This is a genomic window from Ancylobacter oerskovii, from assembly GCF_018390555.1.
Lineage (GTDB): Bacteria > Pseudomonadota > Alphaproteobacteria > Rhizobiales > Xanthobacteraceae > Ancylobacter > Ancylobacter oerskovii.
Map to the genome: position 1 here is coordinate 286,313 of NZ_JAHBGB010000019.1, position 18,782 is coordinate 305,094.

19 protein-coding genes are annotated in these 18,782 nt (G+C 69.9%); 15 read left to right on the top strand and 4 right to left on the bottom strand.

Annotated features, from left to right (window positions below; all coding sequences use genetic code 11):
• Nucleotides 1-14: 14 nt before the first annotated feature.
• Nucleotides 15-473 carry a YbaK/EbsC family protein gene (locus tag KHC19_RS10190; RefSeq protein WP_213352233.1) on the bottom strand — a complete coding sequence of 153 codons (459 nt, stop codon included), beginning with the start codon at nt 471-473 and terminating at the stop codon, nt 15-17.
• 198 nt (nt 474-671) lie between these two features.
• Here KHC19_RS10190 and KHC19_RS10195 point away from each other — a divergent pair, with 198 nt between their 5' ends.
• The 13 genes from KHC19_RS10195 (at nt 672) to KHC19_RS10255 (ending at nt 12,921) form a co-directional block, all read left to right on the top strand.
• Entirely contained in the window at nt 672-2,006 is a 1,335-nt protein-coding gene (locus tag KHC19_RS10195) for an ABC transporter substrate-binding protein (RefSeq protein WP_213352234.1), read from the top strand.
• Nucleotides 2,007-2,352: 346 nt separating this feature from the next.
• Nucleotides 2,353-3,288: a carbohydrate ABC transporter permease gene (locus tag KHC19_RS10200; protein ID WP_246548677.1), complete on the top strand. Its 936-nt coding sequence runs from the start codon at nt 2,353-2,355 to the stop codon at nt 3,286-3,288.
• Complete coding sequence (locus tag KHC19_RS10205; protein WP_213352236.1) at nt 3,285-4,253, top strand: carbohydrate ABC transporter permease; 969 nt, start codon at nt 3,285-3,287, stop codon at nt 4,251-4,253. Before KHC19_RS10200 ends, KHC19_RS10205 begins: the two co-directional genes overlap by 4 nt.
• The gene (locus KHC19_RS10210) at nt 4,250-4,456 is read left to right on the top strand and encodes a hypothetical protein (RefSeq protein WP_213352237.1); all 207 of its coding nucleotides are present in this window, start codon (nt 4,250-4,252) and stop codon (nt 4,454-4,456) included. The genes KHC19_RS10205 and KHC19_RS10210 overlap by 4 nt, the downstream gene beginning before the upstream one ends.
• 4 nt (nt 4,457-4,460) lie before the next feature.
• A complete protein-coding gene (locus KHC19_RS10215; protein WP_213352238.1) occupies nt 4,461-5,618 on the top strand; it encodes an ABC transporter ATP-binding protein in 1,158 nt (385 codons plus the stop codon).
• Nucleotides 5,611-6,627, top strand: a complete 1,017-nt coding sequence (locus tag KHC19_RS10220; protein WP_213352239.1) for an ABC transporter ATP-binding protein — start codon at nt 5,611-5,613, stop codon at nt 6,625-6,627. The genes KHC19_RS10215 and KHC19_RS10220 overlap by 8 nt, the downstream gene beginning before the upstream one ends.
• Nucleotides 6,628-6,690: 63 nt before the next feature.
• Complete coding sequence (locus KHC19_RS10225; protein WP_213352240.1) at nt 6,691-8,325, top strand: dihydroxyacetone kinase subunit DhaK; 1,635 nt, start codon at nt 6,691-6,693, stop codon at nt 8,323-8,325.
• 26 nt (nt 8,326-8,351) lie between these two features.
• Nucleotides 8,352-8,966 (top strand): dihydroxyacetone kinase subunit DhaL, encoded by a 615-nt coding sequence (gene dhaL, locus KHC19_RS10230; protein WP_213352241.1) that lies wholly within the window; start codon nt 8,352-8,354, stop codon nt 8,964-8,966.
• Complete coding sequence (gene dhaM / locus KHC19_RS10235; protein ID WP_213352242.1) at nt 8,963-9,388, top strand: dihydroxyacetone kinase phosphoryl donor subunit DhaM; 426 nt, start codon at nt 8,963-8,965, stop codon at nt 9,386-9,388. Before dhaL ends, dhaM begins: the two co-directional genes overlap by 4 nt.
• The gene (locus tag KHC19_RS10240) at nt 9,385-9,759 is read left to right on the top strand and encodes an HPr family phosphocarrier protein (protein WP_213352243.1); all 375 of its coding nucleotides are present in this window, start codon (nt 9,385-9,387) and stop codon (nt 9,757-9,759) included. Before dhaM ends, KHC19_RS10240 begins: the two co-directional genes overlap by 4 nt.
• On the top strand, nt 9,707-11,443 hold the full coding sequence (locus KHC19_RS10245; RefSeq protein ID WP_343207686.1) for a putative PEP-binding protein: 1,737 nt from the start codon (nt 9,707-9,709) through the stop codon (nt 11,441-11,443). The genes KHC19_RS10240 and KHC19_RS10245 overlap by 53 nt, the downstream gene beginning before the upstream one ends.
• A gap of 3 nt (nt 11,444-11,446) precedes the next feature.
• The gene (locus tag KHC19_RS10250) at nt 11,447-11,854 is read left to right on the top strand and encodes a hypothetical protein (RefSeq protein ID WP_213352244.1); all 408 of its coding nucleotides are present in this window, start codon (nt 11,447-11,449) and stop codon (nt 11,852-11,854) included.
• A 65-nt stretch (nt 11,855-11,919) separates the two neighbouring features.
• Nucleotides 11,920-12,921: a dihydroxyacetone kinase subunit DhaK gene (locus tag KHC19_RS10255; protein ID WP_213352245.1), complete on the top strand. Its 1,002-nt coding sequence runs from the start codon at nt 11,920-11,922 to the stop codon at nt 12,919-12,921.
• Nucleotides 12,922-12,932: 11 nt separating this feature from the next.
• Here the strand turns inward: KHC19_RS10255 and dmeF are convergent, their stop codons facing one another.
• The 3 genes from dmeF to KHC19_RS10270 all read right to left on the bottom strand — a co-directional run bounded on the left by dmeF (nt 12,933) and on the right by KHC19_RS10270 (nt 15,710).
• Nucleotides 12,933-13,904, bottom strand: coding sequence for a CDF family Co(II)/Ni(II) efflux transporter DmeF (gene dmeF, locus KHC19_RS10260; protein WP_213352246.1), 972 nt, complete (start codon nt 13,902-13,904; stop codon nt 12,933-12,935).
• On the bottom strand, nt 13,901-14,173 hold the full coding sequence (locus KHC19_RS10265) for a metal/formaldehyde-sensitive transcriptional repressor (protein ID WP_213352247.1): 273 nt from the start codon (nt 14,171-14,173) through the stop codon (nt 13,901-13,903). The genes dmeF and KHC19_RS10265 overlap by 4 nt, the downstream gene beginning before the upstream one ends.
• A gap of 208 nt (nt 14,174-14,381) precedes the next feature.
• On the bottom strand, nt 14,382-15,710 hold the full coding sequence (locus KHC19_RS10270; RefSeq protein WP_213352248.1) for an MFS transporter: 1,329 nt from the start codon (nt 15,708-15,710) through the stop codon (nt 14,382-14,384).
• Nucleotides 15,711-15,819: 109 nt separating this feature from the next.
• Here KHC19_RS10270 and KHC19_RS10275 point away from each other — a divergent pair, with 109 nt between their 5' ends.
• On the top strand, nt 15,820-16,722 hold the full coding sequence (locus tag KHC19_RS10275) for a LysR family transcriptional regulator (RefSeq protein WP_213352320.1): 903 nt from the start codon (nt 15,820-15,822) through the stop codon (nt 16,720-16,722).
• A gap of 291 nt (nt 16,723-17,013) precedes the next feature.
• Entirely contained in the window at nt 17,014-18,576 is a 1,563-nt protein-coding gene (locus tag KHC19_RS10280) for an alkaline phosphatase family protein (protein WP_213352249.1), read from the top strand.
• Nucleotides 18,577-18,782 lie beyond the last annotated feature (206 nt).

Here is an 18,782-nt window from a genome sequence, read left to right on the forward strand (position 1 = left end):
GTCCTTCCGGCTTCTCACCGGCAGACGTCGACCCAGGAGGCGCCAGTGATCTCGGCCATGCGGGCGGGCGCGATCCTCAGCGCCGTATAGGGCGAGCCGGCGGCCGGCACCACTTCCTCGAAAGCGTTGAGCGACACGTCGCAATAGACCGGCAGCGGCGTCGCGAGCCCGAACGGGCAGACGCCGCCGACCGGATGGCCGGTGAGCGCCGCCACCTCCTCGGCGCCGAGCAGGCTCGCCTTGCCGCCGAAGACCGCCTTGGCCTTGGCATTGTCGAGCCGCGCCTCGCCGCCCGCCACCAGCAGGAAGGCGCGCGCGCCCACCCGCAGCGACAGCGTCTTGGCGATCTGCGCCGGCGCGACGCCGTGCCCGGCCACCGCCTCGGCCACCGTGGCGGTGCGCGCCGCCAATTCGACAATGGCGATGTCGGGCGCCCGCTCCGACAGGAAGGCCCGCACGGACTCCACGCTCATCTTCCGCCTCGCTCTCCCGGGGATTGGGAGCGCCCGACCATGCCCGATTCGGTCGTTGCGGCGCAGCATCGAATGGCCCTTGCGTTGTTGAGCGAATTGGACATAACTAAACACAAAACTAAACGCGGCCGGCAGCCACCGGCACGCGAACGCCAATCGAGGGGGCAGAAGACCCGCCTCGTTCCCTGGGAGGAGAACATGCTGAAGACGTGGAGGCCCCTTCTGGGGGCGGCGGTTGCGTTTGGAGCGTTCGCCGGCACGCTCGCCGTGCCGCAGGCCGCCAAGGCCGAGCAGCTGACGCTGTGCTGGGCGGCCTGGGACCCGGCCAATGCGCTGGTCGAGCTGTCCAAGGATTTCACCGCCAAGACCAAGATCGACATGAAGTTCGAGTTCGTCCCGTGGACGAGCTATGCCGACCGCTTCCTCAACGAGCTCAACTCGCACGGCAAGCTCTGCGACCTGATCATCGGCGACAGCCAGTGGGTCGGCGGCGCGGCGGAGAACGGCCACTATGTGAAGCTGAACGACTTCTTCGCCAAGGAAGGCATCAAGATGGATGACTTCGTGCCGGCGACGGTCGTGGGCTATTCGGAATGGCCGAAGAACACGCCGAACTACTGGGCGCTGCCGGCGATGGGCGACGTGGTGGGCTGGACCTACCGCAAGGACTGGTTCCAGAAGCCGGAGTTGCAGAAGGAGTTCAAGGCCAAGTATGGCTGGGACCTTGCCGCACCCAAGACCTACGACCAGCTGAAGCAGATCGCCGAGTTCTTCCAGGGCCGGGAGATCGACGGCAAGAAGATCTACGGTGCCTCGATCTATACCGAGCGCGGCTCGGAAGGCATCACCATGGGCGTGACCAACGTCCTCTATGACTGGGGCTTCATGTATGACAACCCCAAGAAGCCCTACGACATGCAGGGCTACGTCAATTCGCCGGACGCGGTGAAGGGGCTCGAATTCTACAAGTCGCTCTATGATTGCTGCACCCCGCCGGGCGCGTCCAACGTCTACATGGTGGAATCCGCCGACGCCTTCAAATCCGGGCAGGTGGCGATGCAGATGAACTTCGCCTTCACCTGGCCCGGCCTCTACAAGGACGAGAAGGTCGGCGGCGACCGCATCGGCTTCTTCCCCAACCCGGCGGAGAAATACCATTTCGCCCAGCTCGGCGGGCAGGGCATCTCGGTGGTGTCCTATTCCGACAAGAAGGACGCGGCGCTGCAATACATCAAGTGGTTCGCCCAGCCGGACGTGCAGCAGAAATGGTGGCAGCTCGGCGGCTATTCCTGCCTGAAGGCGGTGGTCGACGCGCCCGGCTTCAAGTCGAGCCAGCCCTATGCCCCGGCCTTCCTGGAATCCATGGCCATCGTCAAGGATTTCTGGGCTGAGCCGAGCTATGCCGAGCTTCTCCAGGCCATGCAGAAGCGGGTGCATGACTATGTCATCGCCGGCAAGGGCACGGCGAAGGAAGCGCTCGACAGCCTCGTCAAGGACTGGACCGAGATCTTCAAGGACGACGGCAAGATCTGAGGCGACGGGAGGGCGGAGGGGCCGCCAAACCCTCTTCCCCCGGTTCGTGGTCCCTGAGGTATCCACTGGGCCTGCTTGGATCGCCCCCTTGATCTTCCCTCTCCCCGTTGGGGAGAGGTGGCCCGCGAAGCGGGTCGGTGAGGGGCTCTAGCGATCGGGAAGCCAGGAAGACCCCTCACCCCATCCCTCTCCCCCACGGGGAGAGGGAGCTGCCGGAGCTTCCTGCGTCTGTTTTTCCGAAAGGATCGGGCCATGTAGCCCGCCTCGGATCGCCCCGACCCGGCCCATCCGCTCATCCATCAGGTGAGAGACCGTGACCGCTTCACACGACACCTTCTCCGACAAGATGGCCGACGCGGCGGTGCGCGCGACGCCGGAGCCGCTCGCCACCCGGGTGCGCGGCCTGTCCGACCGTGCCATCGCCTGGCTGTTCATCGCCCCGACCATCGCGCTCCTGCTGGCGATCAACATCTTCCCGCTGTTCTGGGCGATCTGGCTGTCCTTCACCAATTTCCGCGCCAACCGGCCCAATGCGGCGGTGCGCAATGTCGGGCTCGACAATTACTCGCGCATCCTCAACGACCCCGACATCTGGGCGTCGATGCAGACCACGGCGCATTTCGTGTTCTGGACCATCCTCCTGCAGACGGTGATCGGCTTTGCGCTGGCCTGGCTCATCGACCGCAAGTTCCGCGGCCACGCCTTCTGGACCACGCTGATCCTCATCCCGATGATGCTGTCGCCGGCGGTGGTGGGCAATTTCTGGCGCTTCCTCTACGAGCCGCAGATCGGCCTGTTCGCCTATGCCGTCTCCTTCGTGTCGGGCATCCCCACCTCCGACATCCAGATGCTCGGCAACGTCCATCTGGCGCCCTGGGCGATCATCATCGTCGATACCTGGATGTGGACGCCCTATGTGATGCTGATCTGCCTCGCCGGGCTGCGCTCCATTCCCGACTACATCTACGAGGCGGCCGAGGTCGACCGCGCCTCGCCCTGGCGGCAGTTCTGGTCGATCACCGTGCCGATGGCGCTGCCCTTCATCATGCTGGCGGTGCTGTTCCGCGGCATCGAGAACTTCAAGATGTTCGACATGGTGAACCTGCTCACCGGCGGCGGGCCCGGCTCCACCACCGAAGTGGCCTCCATCGCGCTCAAGCGCGACGCCTTCGAGGCGTGGGCGACCGGGCGCTCCTCCGCCTTCGCCATCGTGCTGTTCGTCGCGGTGTTCGGCCTCGCCAACATCTATGTGAAGGCGCTCAACAAGGTGAAGCAGAGATGAGCTCCGCCAAGACATCTTCCGTCACCGCCGCCCACTCGGTCGTCGAGCCGAGCCCGGCCTCGCGGCGCATCGCCGGCGCCCTCGTCATCCTCTACGCGCTGGTCACGCTGGTGCCGCTGGCGTGGATCTTCCTCACCTCCATCAAGTCGCCGCCGGATTCGATCTCCTACCCGCCGAAGATCCTGTTCACGCCGTCGCTGGAGGGCTACTGCAACCTCTTCACCACCCGCACGCGGCAGACGCCGGATTATATCGCCGCGCTGCCGCCGCCCTCGGGCGTGTGCGACGCGGTCACCCGCGAGCGCAACATGGTGATCGCCGGCCCGTCCAACTTCCTGCCGCGCTTCACCAATTCGCTGATCATCGCCTTCGGTTCGACCTTCCTCGCGGTATCGCTCGGCACGCTGGCCGCCTATGGCTTCTCGCGCTTCAAGGTGCCGCTGGCCGACGACCTTTTGTTCTTCATCCTGTCGACGCGGATGATGCCGCCCATCGCCGTCGCCATCCCGATCTACCTCATGTACCGGCAGCTCGGCCTGTCCGACACCGCGCTCGGCATGATGCTGCTCTACACGGCGGTGAACGTCTCGCTGGCGGTCTGGCTGCTCAAGGGCTTCATCGACGAGATCCCGCGCGAATATGAGGAGGCGGCGATGATCGACGGCTACACGCGGCTGCAGGCCTTCTTCAAGGTGGTGCTGCCGCAGGCCACCACCGGCATCGCCGCCACCGCCATCTTCTGCCTGATCTTCGCCTGGAACGAATACGCCTTCGCCTCGCTGCTCACCTCCGGCAGCGCCCAGACGGCGCCGCCCTTCATCCCCACCATCATCGGCGAGGGCGGGCAGGACTGGCCGGCGGTGGCGGCGGGCACCACCATCTTCCTGGTGCCGATCCTGGTCTTCACCATCCTGCTGCGCAAACAGCTCCTGCGCGGCATCACCTTCGGGGCGGTGCGCAAATGACCGACCATACCCTCGCCCCGAAGAAACCCCGCCGCCCGTTCTTCCTGCGCCGCGGCCCGATGGAGGCGCTCGCCGTCGCGCTCATCGCGCTGGGCTTCCTCATGCTGTTCCAGCCCTTCGCGCTGGTGCTTTACACCTATTCCTTCATCACCCTCCTCGCCGGCACGCTGATGTTCACCATCGTGTCGAAATTCCCGGAGTAGGCCGATGGCCGAGATCAGGGTCGACCATTTGCGCAAGGCCTTCGGCGAGTTCGTCGCGGTGCAGGATTCCTCCTTCACCGTCGAGGACGGCGAATTCCTGGCGCTGCTGGGCCCGTCGGGCTGCGGCAAGACCACCACGCTGCGGATGATCGCCGGGCTGGAGCTTCCCACCGGCGGCGCCATTCGGCTTGGCGGCGAGGACGTGACCTACAAGCGCGCCAGCGAGCGCGACATCGCCTTCGTGTTCCAGCTCTTCGCGCTCTACCCGCACATGAATGTGCGGCGGAACATCGGCTTCCCGATGCTGTCGCAGGGCGTGCCGAAGGCGGAGATCAGAAAGCGGGTGGAGGAAACCGCCCGCCTTCTGCAGATCGACCATATCCTCGATCGCCCGGTCTCCGGCCTCGCCGGCGGCGACCGCCAGCGCGTGGCGCTCGGCCGCGCCATCGTGCGGCGGCCGAAATGCTTCCTGATGGACGAGCCGCTCGGCACGCTCGACGCCGAGTTCCGCGATGTGATGGTCCGCGAGCTGCGCGAACTGCACAACCGCATCCACGCCACCACCGTCTATGTCACCCACGACCAGATCGAGGCGATGGCGATGGCCGACAAGATCGCGGTGATGAATCACGGCGTCATCGAGCAGTTCGCCACCCCGCGCGAGATCTATAACCGCCCGGCCTCGATGTATGTCGCCGACTTCATCGGCTCGCCGCCGATGAACTTCCTGCGCTTCACCGCCGGCCTTCAGAAGGGCGCCCGCATCGCCCGCATCGACGGCGCGGACGTGCAGATGCCGGAGCTGCGTGCCGACGTCGCCGAGGGCGAGCTCGCTTTGGGCGTACGCCCCGAGCACATCCGCTTCTCGGATGCCTCGCCGTTGCGCGGGGCGATCTATGGCGCGGAATATCTCGGCACCAACCAGATCGTCACGGTGGAGACGGCCGGCGGCCTCGTCCGCGCCCGGCTGCCGGCCGAGCGCAGCTATCGCATCGGCGACCGGGTCGGGCTCACCTTCCTCGCCGACCGGCTGTCGCTGTTCGACGTCCGCACCGGCCGCGCCGTTCCCTCCGTGCTGCACGAGGGCGTGCTGGCGCGCGACACCCGCCACCGCGAGGTAGGCGATCTCGAAACCTCGACGCGGGAGGCGCGCCATGGCTGAGGTCACGCTGAAGGGCGTCACGAGGAGCTTCGGCGACAAGCGCGCCGTCGACAGCCTCGACCTCCACATCGCCGATGGCGAGTTCGTGGTGCTGCTCGGCCCCACCGGCGCCGGCAAGACCACCACGCTGCGCCTCATCGCCGGGCTGGAGAAGCCGGATGCCGGCACGGTGGAGATCGGCGGGCGGCCGATGAACGGCGCCTCGCCCGCCGGGCGCGACGTCGCCTTCGTGTTCCAGCAATATTCGCTCTATCCGCATCTCACCGTCTACGAGAACCTCGCCTTCCCGCTGCGTTCCCCCGCGCGGCGCATGGACAAGGCGACCCTCGACGCCCGGGTGCGGCAGGTGGCGAAGATGGTACGCATCGACCACAAGCTGGAAAACCGCTCGACCCGGCTTTCGGGCGGCGAGATGCAGCGCGTCGCCATCGGCCGGGCGCTGGTGCGCCGGCCCTCGATCTATCTCATGGACGAGCCGCTCTCCTCGCTGGACGCCAAGCTACGCGGCGAGCTCAGGCTGGAGCTGAAGCGCATCCAGAAGGAGCTCGGCGCCACGCTGCTCTACGTCACCCACGACCAGATCGAGGCGATGACCATGGCCGACCGCATCGGCATCCTCGCCGAGGGCAAGCTGGTGCAGATCGGCACCCCGCGCGAGATCTACGCCAACCCGGCCAATCTGCACGTCGCCGCCCGGCTCGGCCAGCCGCACATCAATCTGGTGCCGCCGGGGCTGCTGCCCGACGCCGCCACGCCGGCGGGCACCCGCACCGTCGGCGCGCGTACCGAGCATCTGGAGATCGCCCGCACCGAGGGCGGCGTCGCCGGCAATGCCGAGGTCGACTGGATCGAGCATCTCGGCGACCAGAACCACCTGCACATCAAGGTCGGCGGCCACAAGCTGGTGACGCTCGCCGACCCGGATCTGCCGGTGGAGGCGGGCGACCGGATCAGCGTGCGATTGCGGCAGCCGCTCTATTTCGGTAGCGACGGCCAGCGCCTCGCGTGACATGAAGGGGAGGCGGCGCGGCTCGCCGCGTCGCATCCGGCGTCGGCTAAGGATAGGAAGTCCATGACGAAACATTTCTTCAACCGCCGCGAGAGCATCGTCACCGAGGCGCTGGACGGCCTGCTGCGCACCACCCCGCCGGGCCGGCTGGCGCGGCTCGATACCTATCCCGACATCAAGGTCGTGCTGCGCGCCGATTGGGACAAGTCGAAGGTCGCGGTGGTCTCCGGCGGCGGCGCCGGGCATGAGCCCTCGCATGCCGGCTTCGTCGGCCGCGGCATGCTCACCGCCGCGGTGTCGGGCGAAATCTTCGCCTCGCCGAGCGTGGAAGCGGTGCTCACCGCCATCCGCGCGGTCACCGGCGCGCCGGGCTGCCTTCTGGTGGTGAAGAACTACACCGGCGACCGGCTGAATTTCGGCCTCGCCGCCGAGCGCGCCCGCGCCGAGGGCTTCAAGGTCGAGGTGGTGATCGTCGCCGACGACATCGCGCTGCCCGACCTGCCGCAGCCGCGCGGCATCGCCGGCACGCTGTTCGTGCACAAGATCGCCGGCCACCATGCCGAGGCGGGGGACGACCTCGCGGGCGTGGCGGCGGCGGCGAAGGCGGCGGCGCACGACATCGCCTCGCTGGGCGTGTCCTTCTCTTCCTGCTCCATCCCCGGCCAGCCCTTCGCCGAGCGCCTCGGCGAGGCGGAGGGCGAACTCGGCCTCGGCATACATGGCGAGCCGGGCGTCGAGCGCATCGCGGTCGAGCCGGTGGACGCCCTGGTCGCGCGCATGGCCGGGCATCTGGCGCCCAAGCTCGACACCGGCGCCGCCTATGCCCTGCTGGTCAACAATCTCGGCGCGGTGCCGCCGCTGGAAATGTCGCTGATCGCCGACAGCGTGCTGCGCGCCCCGCTCGGCGCCGGGGTGAAGCTGGTGATCGGCCCGCAGGCGCTGATGACGGCGTTGAACATGAACGGCTTCTCGCTGTCCTTCCTCAAGCTCGACGCCGCGCGCGAGGCCGCGCTGGCCTCGCCGGTCGAGCCGCTCGCCTGGCGGCCGGTGGTGGCGTCCGGTCCGGTCGCCGTGGTGCCGGCGCCCGCCGCCGCGCATGAACAGGCGCCGCCCGCCAGCGGCAATGCCGCCGCCGAGGCGGCGATCCGCACCGTCTGCGCCACCCTGATCGGGCTGGAGGCGGAGCTGAACCGCCTCGATGCGAAGGCCGGCGACGGCGATACCGGCTCCACCGTTGCCACCGGCGCCCGCGCGGTGGAGGGCAAGCTCGCCTCCCTGCCGCTCGCCGACACCGCCGCGACGCTTTCCGCCATCGGCGAGACGCTGGCCACCGCCATGGGCGGGTCGAGCGGCGTGCTTCTGTCGATCTTCTTCACCGCGAGCGCCAAGGCGGTCGCCGAGGGCCGGGACATCCCCGCCGCCCTGCTCGCCGGCCTCGATCGCATGACCTTCTATGGCGGCGCCACCCCCGGGGCCCGCACCATGGTCGATGCGCTCGATCCCGGCCTGAAGGCGCTGGCGGCGGAAGGCCTGGCAAAGGCCGCCGAGGCGGCCGGCGCCGGCGCCGAGGCCACCAAGGCGATGACCCATGCCCGCGCCGGCCGCGCCGCCTATGTCGCCGCCCGCGATCTCGAAGGCTCGCCGGATCCCGGCGCGGTGGCGGTCGCCGCCGTGTTCGCGGCGCTCGCGCGGGGATAGTGGGAACCAGCACAGGGGAGGAGCCGATGCATCTCGCCGCCGCCGACCTCGCCGCGCTGATCGCCCTGTGCCGGGCGGAGATCGACCGGCATGGCGCGCATCTGAGCGCGCTGGACAGCGCCATCGGCGACGGCGACCACGGCGCCAATATGCGGCGGGGCCTCGAGGCGGTGTTCGCCGAGCGCGACTCCATCGCCAGGCTGCCGCTGCCGGCGGCGCTGGAGAAGATCGGCCTGGTGCTGGTGATGAATATCGGCGGCGCCGCCGGCCCGCTCTACGGCACGCTGCTGATGGAGCTCGGCCGCGGCCTCGCCGCCCAGGGCTGCGGCGAGGATTTCGCCGCCGCGCTGGAACGAGCGGTCGCCGCCGTTGCCCGGCGCGGCCGCTCCGGCCCGGGTGACAAGACGCTGCTCGATGTGCTCTATCCGGTGCAGGCGGAGATCGTGCGGCGCTCGGCGCCCGGGCATATCGCCGCCTGCGCCCGTTCGGCGGCGCAGTCCACGCAGGCCATGCAGGCGCGCCGCGGCCGGGCTTCCTTCCTCGGCGCCCGTTCCATCGGCCATGAGGATCCCGGCGCCTCCAGCTGCGCCCTGCTCACCGCCGCCATCTGCGGCTATCTCGCGGAGCATCGCCCCCTATGAATGCGCGTGCCGCCCAGCCCTCCGCGCCCGCTGCCGCCAATGTCGGCATCGTCATCGTCTCGCATTCGCCGCTGGTGGCGAAGGGCGCGGCCGACATGGTGCGCCAGATGGTGGGCGATTGCGTGCCGCTGGCCTTCACCGGCGGCAATGCCGAGGGCGGGCTCGGCACCCATGTCGCCGGTATCGCCGCTGCCATCGAGGCGGCGTGGTCGGAGGCGGGGGTGGCGGTGTTCGTCGATCTCGGCGGCGCCGAGACCAATAGCGAGATGGCGGTGGAGCGGCTGGATCCCGCCCGCGCGGCCCGCGTCGCCATCTGCAACGCGCCGTTGGTCGAGGGAGCGGTGATCGCCGCCGCCGAGGCCTCGGGCGGCTCCAGCCTCGCCAAGGTGGTGGCGACCGCCGAGGAGCTGTCCCCGCGATGAGCGAGCCCAGCCCCGCCTTCCCGCGCGAGCGCAGCGGCACTCGCTGGCAGACCGAGGTGGAAGTCACCCACGGCATCGGCCTGCATGCCCGCCCCTCCGTCGCCTTCACCCGCCTCGCCAAGAGCTTCCCCTGCGCCATCGAGGTGGCGGTGGACGGCTCGCCGGACTGGCTGAACGGCAAGAGCATCGTCAAGATTATGGGCGCCCGCATCCGCCGCGGCACCCGCCTGCGCATCCGCGCCGAGGGCTTCCGCGCCGAGGAGGCGATCGTGGCGCTCGGCGAGCTGGTGCGGCGCAATTTCGACGAGGAGCGCAAGAATGCCCGCCCCGATGGCCGCTCCGATGGTCGCCCGGATGGCCGGCCCGCGTGAGCTGACCGGCAAGGCGGCCTCGCCCGGCCGGGCGCTCGGGCCGGCCTTTCGCGCGCCCGCGCCGGCCGCGCTGCCGGCCCCGGCCGGGGAGGACGCGCGCGCGGCCCTCGCCGCCGCGCTCGCCCGCGCGGTCGAGGAACTGCGCGGGCTGGCCGCCGGCGCCGATCCGCAGAGCGCCGCCGTGCTCGATTTCCAGATCGAGATGCTGCTCGACCCGGAGATGGTTGAGCCGGCGCTGCGGCGCCTCGCCGCCGGCGACGGCGCGGCTCTCGCCTGGGCCGGCGCCATGGACGCGCATATCCGCACGCTGGCGGCCGATGCCGTGCCCGCCGCCACAAACCCTGCCGGCGAGGACGCCTTCGCCGCCCGTGCCGCCGATCTCGCCGATCTCAAGCAGCGCGTGCTCGACGGGCTCGCCGGCCGGTCGCGCGCCGATTTCCCGGAAGCCGCCATCTATGTCGGCGAGGACATGCCGCCGAGCGTGTTCCTCGCGCATGACTGGTCGAAGGGCGGCGGCATCGCCCTCGCCGCCGGCAGCACGGTCAGCCACGTCGCCATGCTGGCGCGGGCGCGGGGGGTGCCGATGGTGATCGGCCTCGGCACGCTGGCGGTGGAGGAGGGGGAATGGCTGCGCGTCGATGGCGAGGCCGGGCTGGTGCTCCGCGGGCAGATCGCCGGGGATGAAGGGGCCATCCGACCCGATCCGCCTGCCGCCGATGCGCCGAACGCTTCCCCTCCTGCCGGGAGCGGCCCCCTGCTTTCCCTCTCCCCGGCGGGGAGAGGGAGCAAGGGGTCGGTCCCGCCTGACGCGCCGTCCCCCGGGCCGTCCGCTGATCGACCGGCCGGTCCCTCCATCCCCTTCCGCCTCGAGGCCAACATCAACAGCCTCGCCGACCTCGATGCCGTCGACCCGGCCAGCATCGACGGCATTGGTCTCGTGCGCACCGAGTTCCTGTTCCTCTCGGCGGCGGAGGCGCTGAGCGAGGAGCGGCATGTCGAGAGCTACCGGCGCATCCTCGCGCGCGTCCCCGGCCGCCCGGTGCGGCTGCGCCTGCTCGATCTCGGCGGCGACAAGGCGCTGCCCGGCCTCGTCGAGGGCGGGCCGGGCTCGCTGCTGGGCGAGCGCGGCATCCGCTTCCTGCTGGCGCATCCCGATCTCGCCCGCCTGCAGGCGCGGGCGATCCTGCGCGTCGCCGCCGAGGGCGAGGTCGGCGTGCTGCTGCCGATGGTGACGCTGCCGCAGGAAGTGGCGGCGGTGGCGCGTCTGTTCGAGGAGGAAGCGGTGGCGCTCGCCCGCCTCGGCGTGCCGGTGCGCTGCCCACCGCTCGGCATCATGGTGGAGGTGCCGGCGACCGCGCTCACCCTCGACCTGTTCGCGGATGCGGCATTCTTTTCGGTGGGGACCAACGACCTGATGCAGTATCTGTCGGCGGCGGCGCGGGACAATCCCGCCGTCGCCCCGCTCAATGCCGGCTCGGAGACCGCCTTGTTCCGTCTGTTGGCCCAGATCAGTGCCGCGGCCCGGTCGCTCGGCAAGCCGGTGGCGATCTGCGGCGATCTCGCCGGCGATCCCGAGGCGGTGGCGCGGCTGGTGGCGCTGGGCTTCGGCGATTTCTCGGTGGCGCCCTCGCGCCTGTCGGCGCTGCGCGCGCTGGCGTGTCCGCCGGTCCCGGTGGAGGGCTGAGCGGTGGCGCGGGACATCGACGAGGCGGTGATCGCCTATAAGACGCTGCTGGCCGGCATTCTCGACAACCGGCCCTCCGGCACCCGCCAGCGGCTCGCCTCGGCGCTGGGCAAGCATCGCAGCTTCGTCACCCAGGTGACGAGCCCGGCCTATGACACGCCGCTGCCGGCGCGGCATCTGCCGACCATCTTCCGCGTCTGCCATTTCAGCCCGGCCGAGCAGGAGCGCTTCCTCGCCGCCTATGAGGCGGCGCATCCCGGCCGGCTGCCGGATGCCGGCGGCAGCGAGCGGCTGCGTCCGCTGACGCTGATGGCGCCCGATTTCGGCGACGAGAAGAAGAACCGCCAGTTCGACGACGCCATTGCCGAGCTGGTGCAGAAGATGGCGGCCCTGGCCGGCGGCGGCGAGTAGGCGGCGGTGAGCGCGCGTCCTGCCCATAGCGGCCGCCGCCGGCCCGCCTCCCGGAGCGCCGGGCGATGAAGAAGATCATGAACGCGCCGGAGCGTTTCGTCGCCGAGAGCCTGGAGGGCCTCGTGCTGGCGCATGAGGGGCTGCTGGCCTTTGGCGGGGGGCGGAAATTCGTGCGGCGGCGCGTGCTCGCGCCCGGCAAGGTGGCGGTCATTTCCGGCGGCGGCGCCGGCCATGAGCCGCTGCATTCCGGCTTCGTGGGGCGGGGCATGCTGGATGCGGCCTGCACCGGCCATGTCTTCACCTCGCCGACGCCGGACCAGATCGTGGCGGCGATGGACGAGGTGGATACCGGCGCCGGCTGCCTGCTGATCGTGAAGAATTACGACGGCGACGTGATGAATTTCGAGATGGCGGCGGAGATGGCCGCCCCGCGCCATGCCGTCGAGACGGTGATCGTCGAGGACGATGCCGCCACCGGTCCCGCGGTGCGCAGCCGCGGCCGCCGCGGGGTCGCCGGCACGGTGGTGGTGGAGAAGCTGATCGGCGCCGCCGCCGAGCAGGGGGCGGACCTCGCCGCGTTGAAGGCGCTGGGCGAGGACCTCAACGGGCGCATCCGCTCCATGGGCGTTGCCCTGCGCGGCGTCGCGGTGCCCGACAATGCCCGCGAGACCTTCGTCCTCGGGCCGGAGGAGATGGAGTTCGGCGTCGGCATACATGGCGAGCCGGGCCTCGCCCGCACCCGCTTCGCCGATGCCGATGCCATCATCCGCCAGCTCGGCGAGGCGATCCTCGCCGAATTTCCCCCGGGGCTTCTTGCGGCGGAGGGGCTGCGGCCGCTGCTCGTGGTCAACGGCTTCGGCGGCACGCCGCCGATCGAGCTCTATCTCGCCCATGGCCTCGCCCGCCGCTTCTTCGAGGCGCGCGCCATCATGCCGGCGCGGGCGCTCACCGGCACCTTCGTCACCTCGCTGGACATGGCCGGCCTGTCGCTGACGCTCGCCTTGCTCACGCCGGATCAGTTCGCGCTGTGGAACGCCCCGGTGGCGACGCCGGCGCTCGGCTGGTGAGGCGCAGGCCTTCAGGCCGCGAGGTCGGCCAGCTTCGGCTCCACCTCGATCGTCACATGCGACAGGTCGTGGATATGGGCCAGCTTGGCGCGGTAATGCGCCGGCGGCTGCGGGTCGGCGCTGCGCAGCGCCACGATGGCGCCGTGATGGCCGGGGCCGAGCTGCCAGACATGCAGGTCGGTGATCTCGTCGCCATCGGCCTCCACCGCCTCGCGGATCTCCTCCGGCAAATCCTCGCCCGGCTCGACATAGTCGATCAGCACCGCGCCGGCGCTGCGGACCAGCCCGAAGGACCAGCGGGCGATCACCAGCCCGCCGACGATGCCCATCATCGGGTCGAGCCACAGCCAGCCATAGAGGCTGCCGAGCGTCAGCGCCGCGATGGCGAGCACCGAGGTCAGCGCGTCCGCCAGCACATGCAGATAGGCGGCGCGCAGGTTGAGGTCGTGCGCCGGCCCCTCGCCATGGCCGTGATGGTCATGATGATCGTGCCCGTGGTGATGCCCGTGGCCATGATGGTGGCCGTGGTCCTCGCGCAGCAGCCAGGCGCTGGCGAGGTTCACCGCCAGGCCGAGCACCGCCACCGCGATGGCCTGCGGGAAATCGATGGCGGTCGGGCTGTAGAGCCGCACCAGGCTTTCCCAGCCGATCAGCAGCGCGATCAGCGCCAGCACCACGGCGCTGGCGAAGGCGGCGAGGTCGCCCAGCTTGCCGGTGCCGAAGCTGAAGCGCGGATTATGGGCGTTGCGGCGGGCATAGAGATAGGCGAGCGCGGTGATCAGCATCGCCGCCGCGTGGGTCGCCATGTGCCAGCCATCGGCGACCAGCGCCATCGAGCCGAACACGCTGCCGGCGACGATCTCGCCGACCATCATCGTCGCGGTGAGCGCGATCACCAGCCAGGTGCGGCGCTCGTTGCGGGCGTGGTTGTCGCCGAGGAACACATGGCTGTGCGGCGTGGCGAGGCGGGCGGCGTCGCTCATTTCATATAGGTCCTGATGACGTCGATCAGCTCCTCGGCGCCCGCCTCGCGGGCGGCCGGGTCCTCGACGCCGAGCACATGCTCGTGGATGTGGTCTTCGATCAGCTCGGCGGTGAGGCCGTTGATGGCGCCGCGCACCGAGGCGACCTGGTTCAGCACGTCGGCGCAGGGCGCCTCCGCCTCCAGCGACCGCTCGATCGCCTCCATCTGCCCCTTCAGCCGGCGGATGCGGGCGAGCAGCTTGGTCTTGTTCTTCGCAATATGGCTCATGGAATATAGGGGTATACCCTATATCGGCACCACGCAAGGCCATGACATCGGTGGGATCGCCATTGTCCGGACTTTCCCGTCGCCACGCGACGGGTCCGGGTTCGGTCATCGGCTCATATAGGGGGTGGGTCTATACGAAAACGCCGCGCCCGGCTGGCCGGGCGCGGCGTCATGTTCGGGAGGCCGCGGCCTCCATGTTCAGGCCGTGTCAGCGCGCGGCGGCGAGGCGGGTCTCGCCGGCCCTTCCGGCCAGCGAGAGCAGGGCGCCGAGCCCCGCCAGCCCGCCGGTGAGGGCGACGATCGACGTCCACCCGCCGTGCTCCCAGAACCAGCCGCCCATCGAGCCGGTGACGCTGGAGCCGATATAGTAGAACAGCAGGTACAGCGAGGCGGCGTGTCCCTTGGACAGGCCGGCCAGCGGGCCGACCGAGCTCGAGGCCACGGAATGGCCGATGAAGAAGCCGGTCGCCACCAGCGCCACCCCGCCGGCGATCGCCACCAGCGAGGCCGACAGCGTCAGCAGCACGCCGGCCAGCATGATCAGGAAGCCGGCGACCAGCAGCGGCCGGCGCCCGAAGCGGTCGGCGAGGCTGCCCGCCAGCGAGGAGGAGACGATGCCGAAGCCGAAGGCGAGGAACAGCATGCTCACCGCCGAGGGGGAGAGCCCGTAAGGGGCGCCGGAGAGCCGGAAGGTGGCGTAGTTGAACAGCGTCACGAAGATGCTGGTCAGCACGAAGCCGATGGCATAGACGCGCAGCAGCGCCCGGTTGCGCAGGTGCCCGCCCCAGGCGGCAAGGTGGAAGCCGAGGCCGAGCCCGCGCTGCGGCTCGAAGTTGCGCGAGCGGGGCAGCAGCAGCAGGAAGCCGATCGCCGAGGCGACGCACAGCGCCCCGAGCACGCCGAGCGCCACCCGCCAGGAGGCGAATTCGGTGGTCAGCCCCATGCCGACCCGGCCCATCATCGCCCCGAAGGCGGTGCCGCCGATATAGAGCCCCATCGCCTTGCCGAGATGCCGGGGATGGATCTCCTCCGCCAGATAGGCCATCGCCACCGCCGGCACGCCGCCGAGCACGAAGCCTTCCAGCGCGCGGGCCAGCAGCAGCGTGTGCCAGCTGGGCGAGAAGGCGGCGGCAAGGTTGAACACCGCCGCCAGCGCCATGGAGCCGAAGATCAGCCCGCGCCGGCCGAGCACCTGCGAGAAGGCGCCGGCCAGCACGATGGACACCGCGAGCAGCCCGGTGGTGAGCGACAGGGCGAGCGAGCTCTGCGCCGGGCTCAGCGCGAAGCTGCGCGCAAAATCCGGCAGCAGCGGCTGCACGCAATAGATCAGCGAGAAGCTGGCGAAGCCGGCAAGAAACAGCGCCAGGCCGGCGCGGCGATAATCGGCGGTGCCGCGCTCGATGAAGGCGGGCGCCGCGCCGATCTCGGGCACCACCAGATCGGGGGCGGCCCGCAGCGCCGGGGAGGCGGCGGCGTCGGAGGCGGAAGGTGCCCGGTCGAGCAGGACCGGGGCGGCGGCGGCGGCAGGCGGGGACATGATCGGCAATCCGTAGGGAGGATCCCTGTTTCGCCCGTTGAGATAATTCCGCCGCCATCATCTGTCTAATATATGGAACTGTCGTTCTTCATATGTAACATGTATGGCGATGGAGCTGCGCCACATCCGCTATTTCATCGCCGTCGCCGAGGAGCGGAACTTCACCCGCGCCGCTGCCCGGCTCGGCATCGGCCAACCGCCCTTGAGCGCCCAGATCAAGGATCTGGAGGCCGAGATCGGCACCCAGCTCTTCCACCGGGTGGCGCACGGCGCCGAGTTGACGGAGGCCGGCACGGCCTTCCTCACGGCGGTGAAGAGCCTGCCCGACGAGGCCGCGGCCGCCATCCATGCGGCGCGGCGCGCGGCGCGGGGCGAGACCGGCCAGCTCAGCGTCGGGCTCACCGGTACCGCGGCGCTCAACCCGCTGTTCCCCGCCGCCATCCGCTCCTTCCGCCGCTCCTATCCCGATGTGGAGCTCAGGATCGTCGAGGCCAATTCCGTGGTGCTGCTGTCCAGCCTCGTCGAGGGGCGGCTCGACGTCGCCATCTTGCGCCCGGCCGAATCCGATCCCGAGGATCTGCGCGAGGAACGGCTGATCGACGAGCCGCTGGTGGCGGCGCTGCCGGCGGCGCACCCCGCCGCGTCCCGCCGTACGGGGCTGGATCTCGCGACCTTGAGCGACGAGCCGTTCATCCTCACCCCGCGCTCGGTCGGCACCAGCCTCCACGATGCCGCGCTCGCCGCCTGCCGGGCCGTCGGCTTCGAGCCCCGGCTCGGCCAGCCGGCGCCGCAGATCGCCTCGATCCTGTCGCTGGTGGCGGCGGAGTTCGGTGTCTCGCTGGTGCCCGCCTCGCTTGCCGAGCTCAACGTGCCCGGCGTGGTGTTCCGACGGCTGCGGGCGCCGGAACCGCGGGTCGGGCTGGTGGTCGCCTATCGCAAGCACCGCCCGCCGCCGCTGGCCTTGAACTTCGCGAAGGTCGCGCGGGCCGCGCGGGCGATGGCGGAGATATAGGGCGCGGGCTGCTTCGGGCACCGGCGGCGATCCGACAGGGCGGGGACGTCGGCACTGAGGGGGGCTTTCGACCGCCCGTCGCCGACAGGCGACAGGCTGTCCCCGGCATCTTCCCGCCGGAAGCGGCAGCTTCGGGCGCCGTCGGGCGAAGCTGCGGGCGAGGTGGCGGCAGCGTTTCACCGGATTTCCGGCCGGCATGGCGTGCAGCGTCGGGCGCGAAAGGCGCTTATGCTGGCGGCGGCGACGCGCCCGCGCCGTCATCCCGCCCCGCGAGCCCGTCACGGCCTTCCCATGACCTCAGCCTCTCCCGAAGGTGCGCCGATCCCGGCCCGCCGCCCCAACATCCTGCTGATCACCGCCGACCAGTGGCGCGGCGACCTCATGGGACCTCATCGGCCGTTCGGCAGCCTGACGCCGCATCTCGATGCGCTCGCCGCCGCCGGCACCCGCTTCGCCAGCCATTATTGCCAGGCCTATCCCTGCGGGCCCTCGCGCGCCTCGCTCTATACCGGGCTCTATGCCCACAAGCACCGCTCGGTGGCGAACGGCATGCCGCTCGATGCCCGCCATCCGACGCTGTTCACCGAGCTGCGCCGCGCCGGCTACCTGCCGACGCTGTTCGGCTACACCGATACGACCCTCGACCCGCGCGGGCGGGCGGCGCGCGATCCCGATTGCGGCACCTATGAAAATCTCTGCCCGGGCATCGCCGCCGGGCTGGTGCTCACCGAGCGCGCGACGCCGTGGCTGGCGCATCTGAAGGCGCAGGGCTACCGGGTCGATGACCCGGATGCCGGCCGCGAGGCGATCTTCGCCCAGCGCGGCTTCGGCGAGCCGGCGATATTCTCCGCCGAGCATTCGGAGACCGCCTTCCTCACCGACCGCTTCCTCGACTGGCTCGGCGTCGTCGGCGCGGCACCCTTCTGCGCCCATCTCTCCTACATCGCCCCGCATCCGCCCTTCGGGGCGGCCGATCCCTGGCACCGTCTCGTCGACCCCGCCGACATGCCCGAGCCGGTGCGCGGGGCCGATCCCGCGGTCGAGGCGGCGCAGAGCCCGCTGGTCGCTGCACTGATCGGCCAGATCGGCCTCACCGGACACCTCATCGGCCTCGCCGGACGTGCCGCCGACATGGACCGGAGCCTCATCCGCCGCATGCGCGCCATCTATGCCGGCCTCGCCCATGAGGTGGACCACCATCTCGGCCGCATCTTCCGGGCGCTCAGGGAAAATGGCTTGTGGGACAATACCTTGATCGTCTTCACCGGCGATCATGGCGAGCAGCTCGGCGACCATTGGCTGCTCGGCAAGACCGGCTATTACGACCAGTCCGCCCATATCCCGCTGATCATCCGCGATCCCCGCCCCTCTGCCGACAAGGGGCGAGGCAAGCTGCTGGAATCGTTCACGGAATCCGTCGATGTGCTGCCCACCCTGCTGGAGGCGGCCGGCGTGCCGACCCCGCGAAACTGCGACGGCAGGAGCCTGCTCCCCCTCTGCGCTGGCGAGGAAATCCCTGCCGACTGGCGCGACGAGGTGCATTGGAGCTTCCATTTCGGCGACATCGTCGGGCGGCGCATGGAGCAGGCGCTCGGCCTGCCGACCCCACGGAGCCACCTGCAGGTAGTGCGTGCCAAACATTTGAAATATATAGGTTTTGCTGGATTGCCGCCGGTGGTTTTCGATCTCTCGGCCGACCCGGACGAGCTCGCGAATCGTGCCTCGGACCCCGGATCCGCCTCGTTGCGGCTGGAAGGGGCGGAGCGCCTGCTCGGCTTCCGGCAGCGCCATGAAGAGGAAACCCTCACCGGCTTTCTGGCAAAGGACGGGCAGTTGCATCAGGAAGGAAGATGAGGACGCGGGCGGCCGAATGCAGCCCGGCTGCCGCCGGTTGACGTCGCGCGCATCAGGGCTTGCCACCGGTTTTGTTCATGAAATGAAGTTTGGAATTATTCAAATATTTTTTCGGAAGACTTGAGGCGGGTGTTTTTCTGGAATCATTTGAAGGTAAGCATTAAGAATTGTTTAGTTGACATGAACATATCCCGGGCGGATAGGCA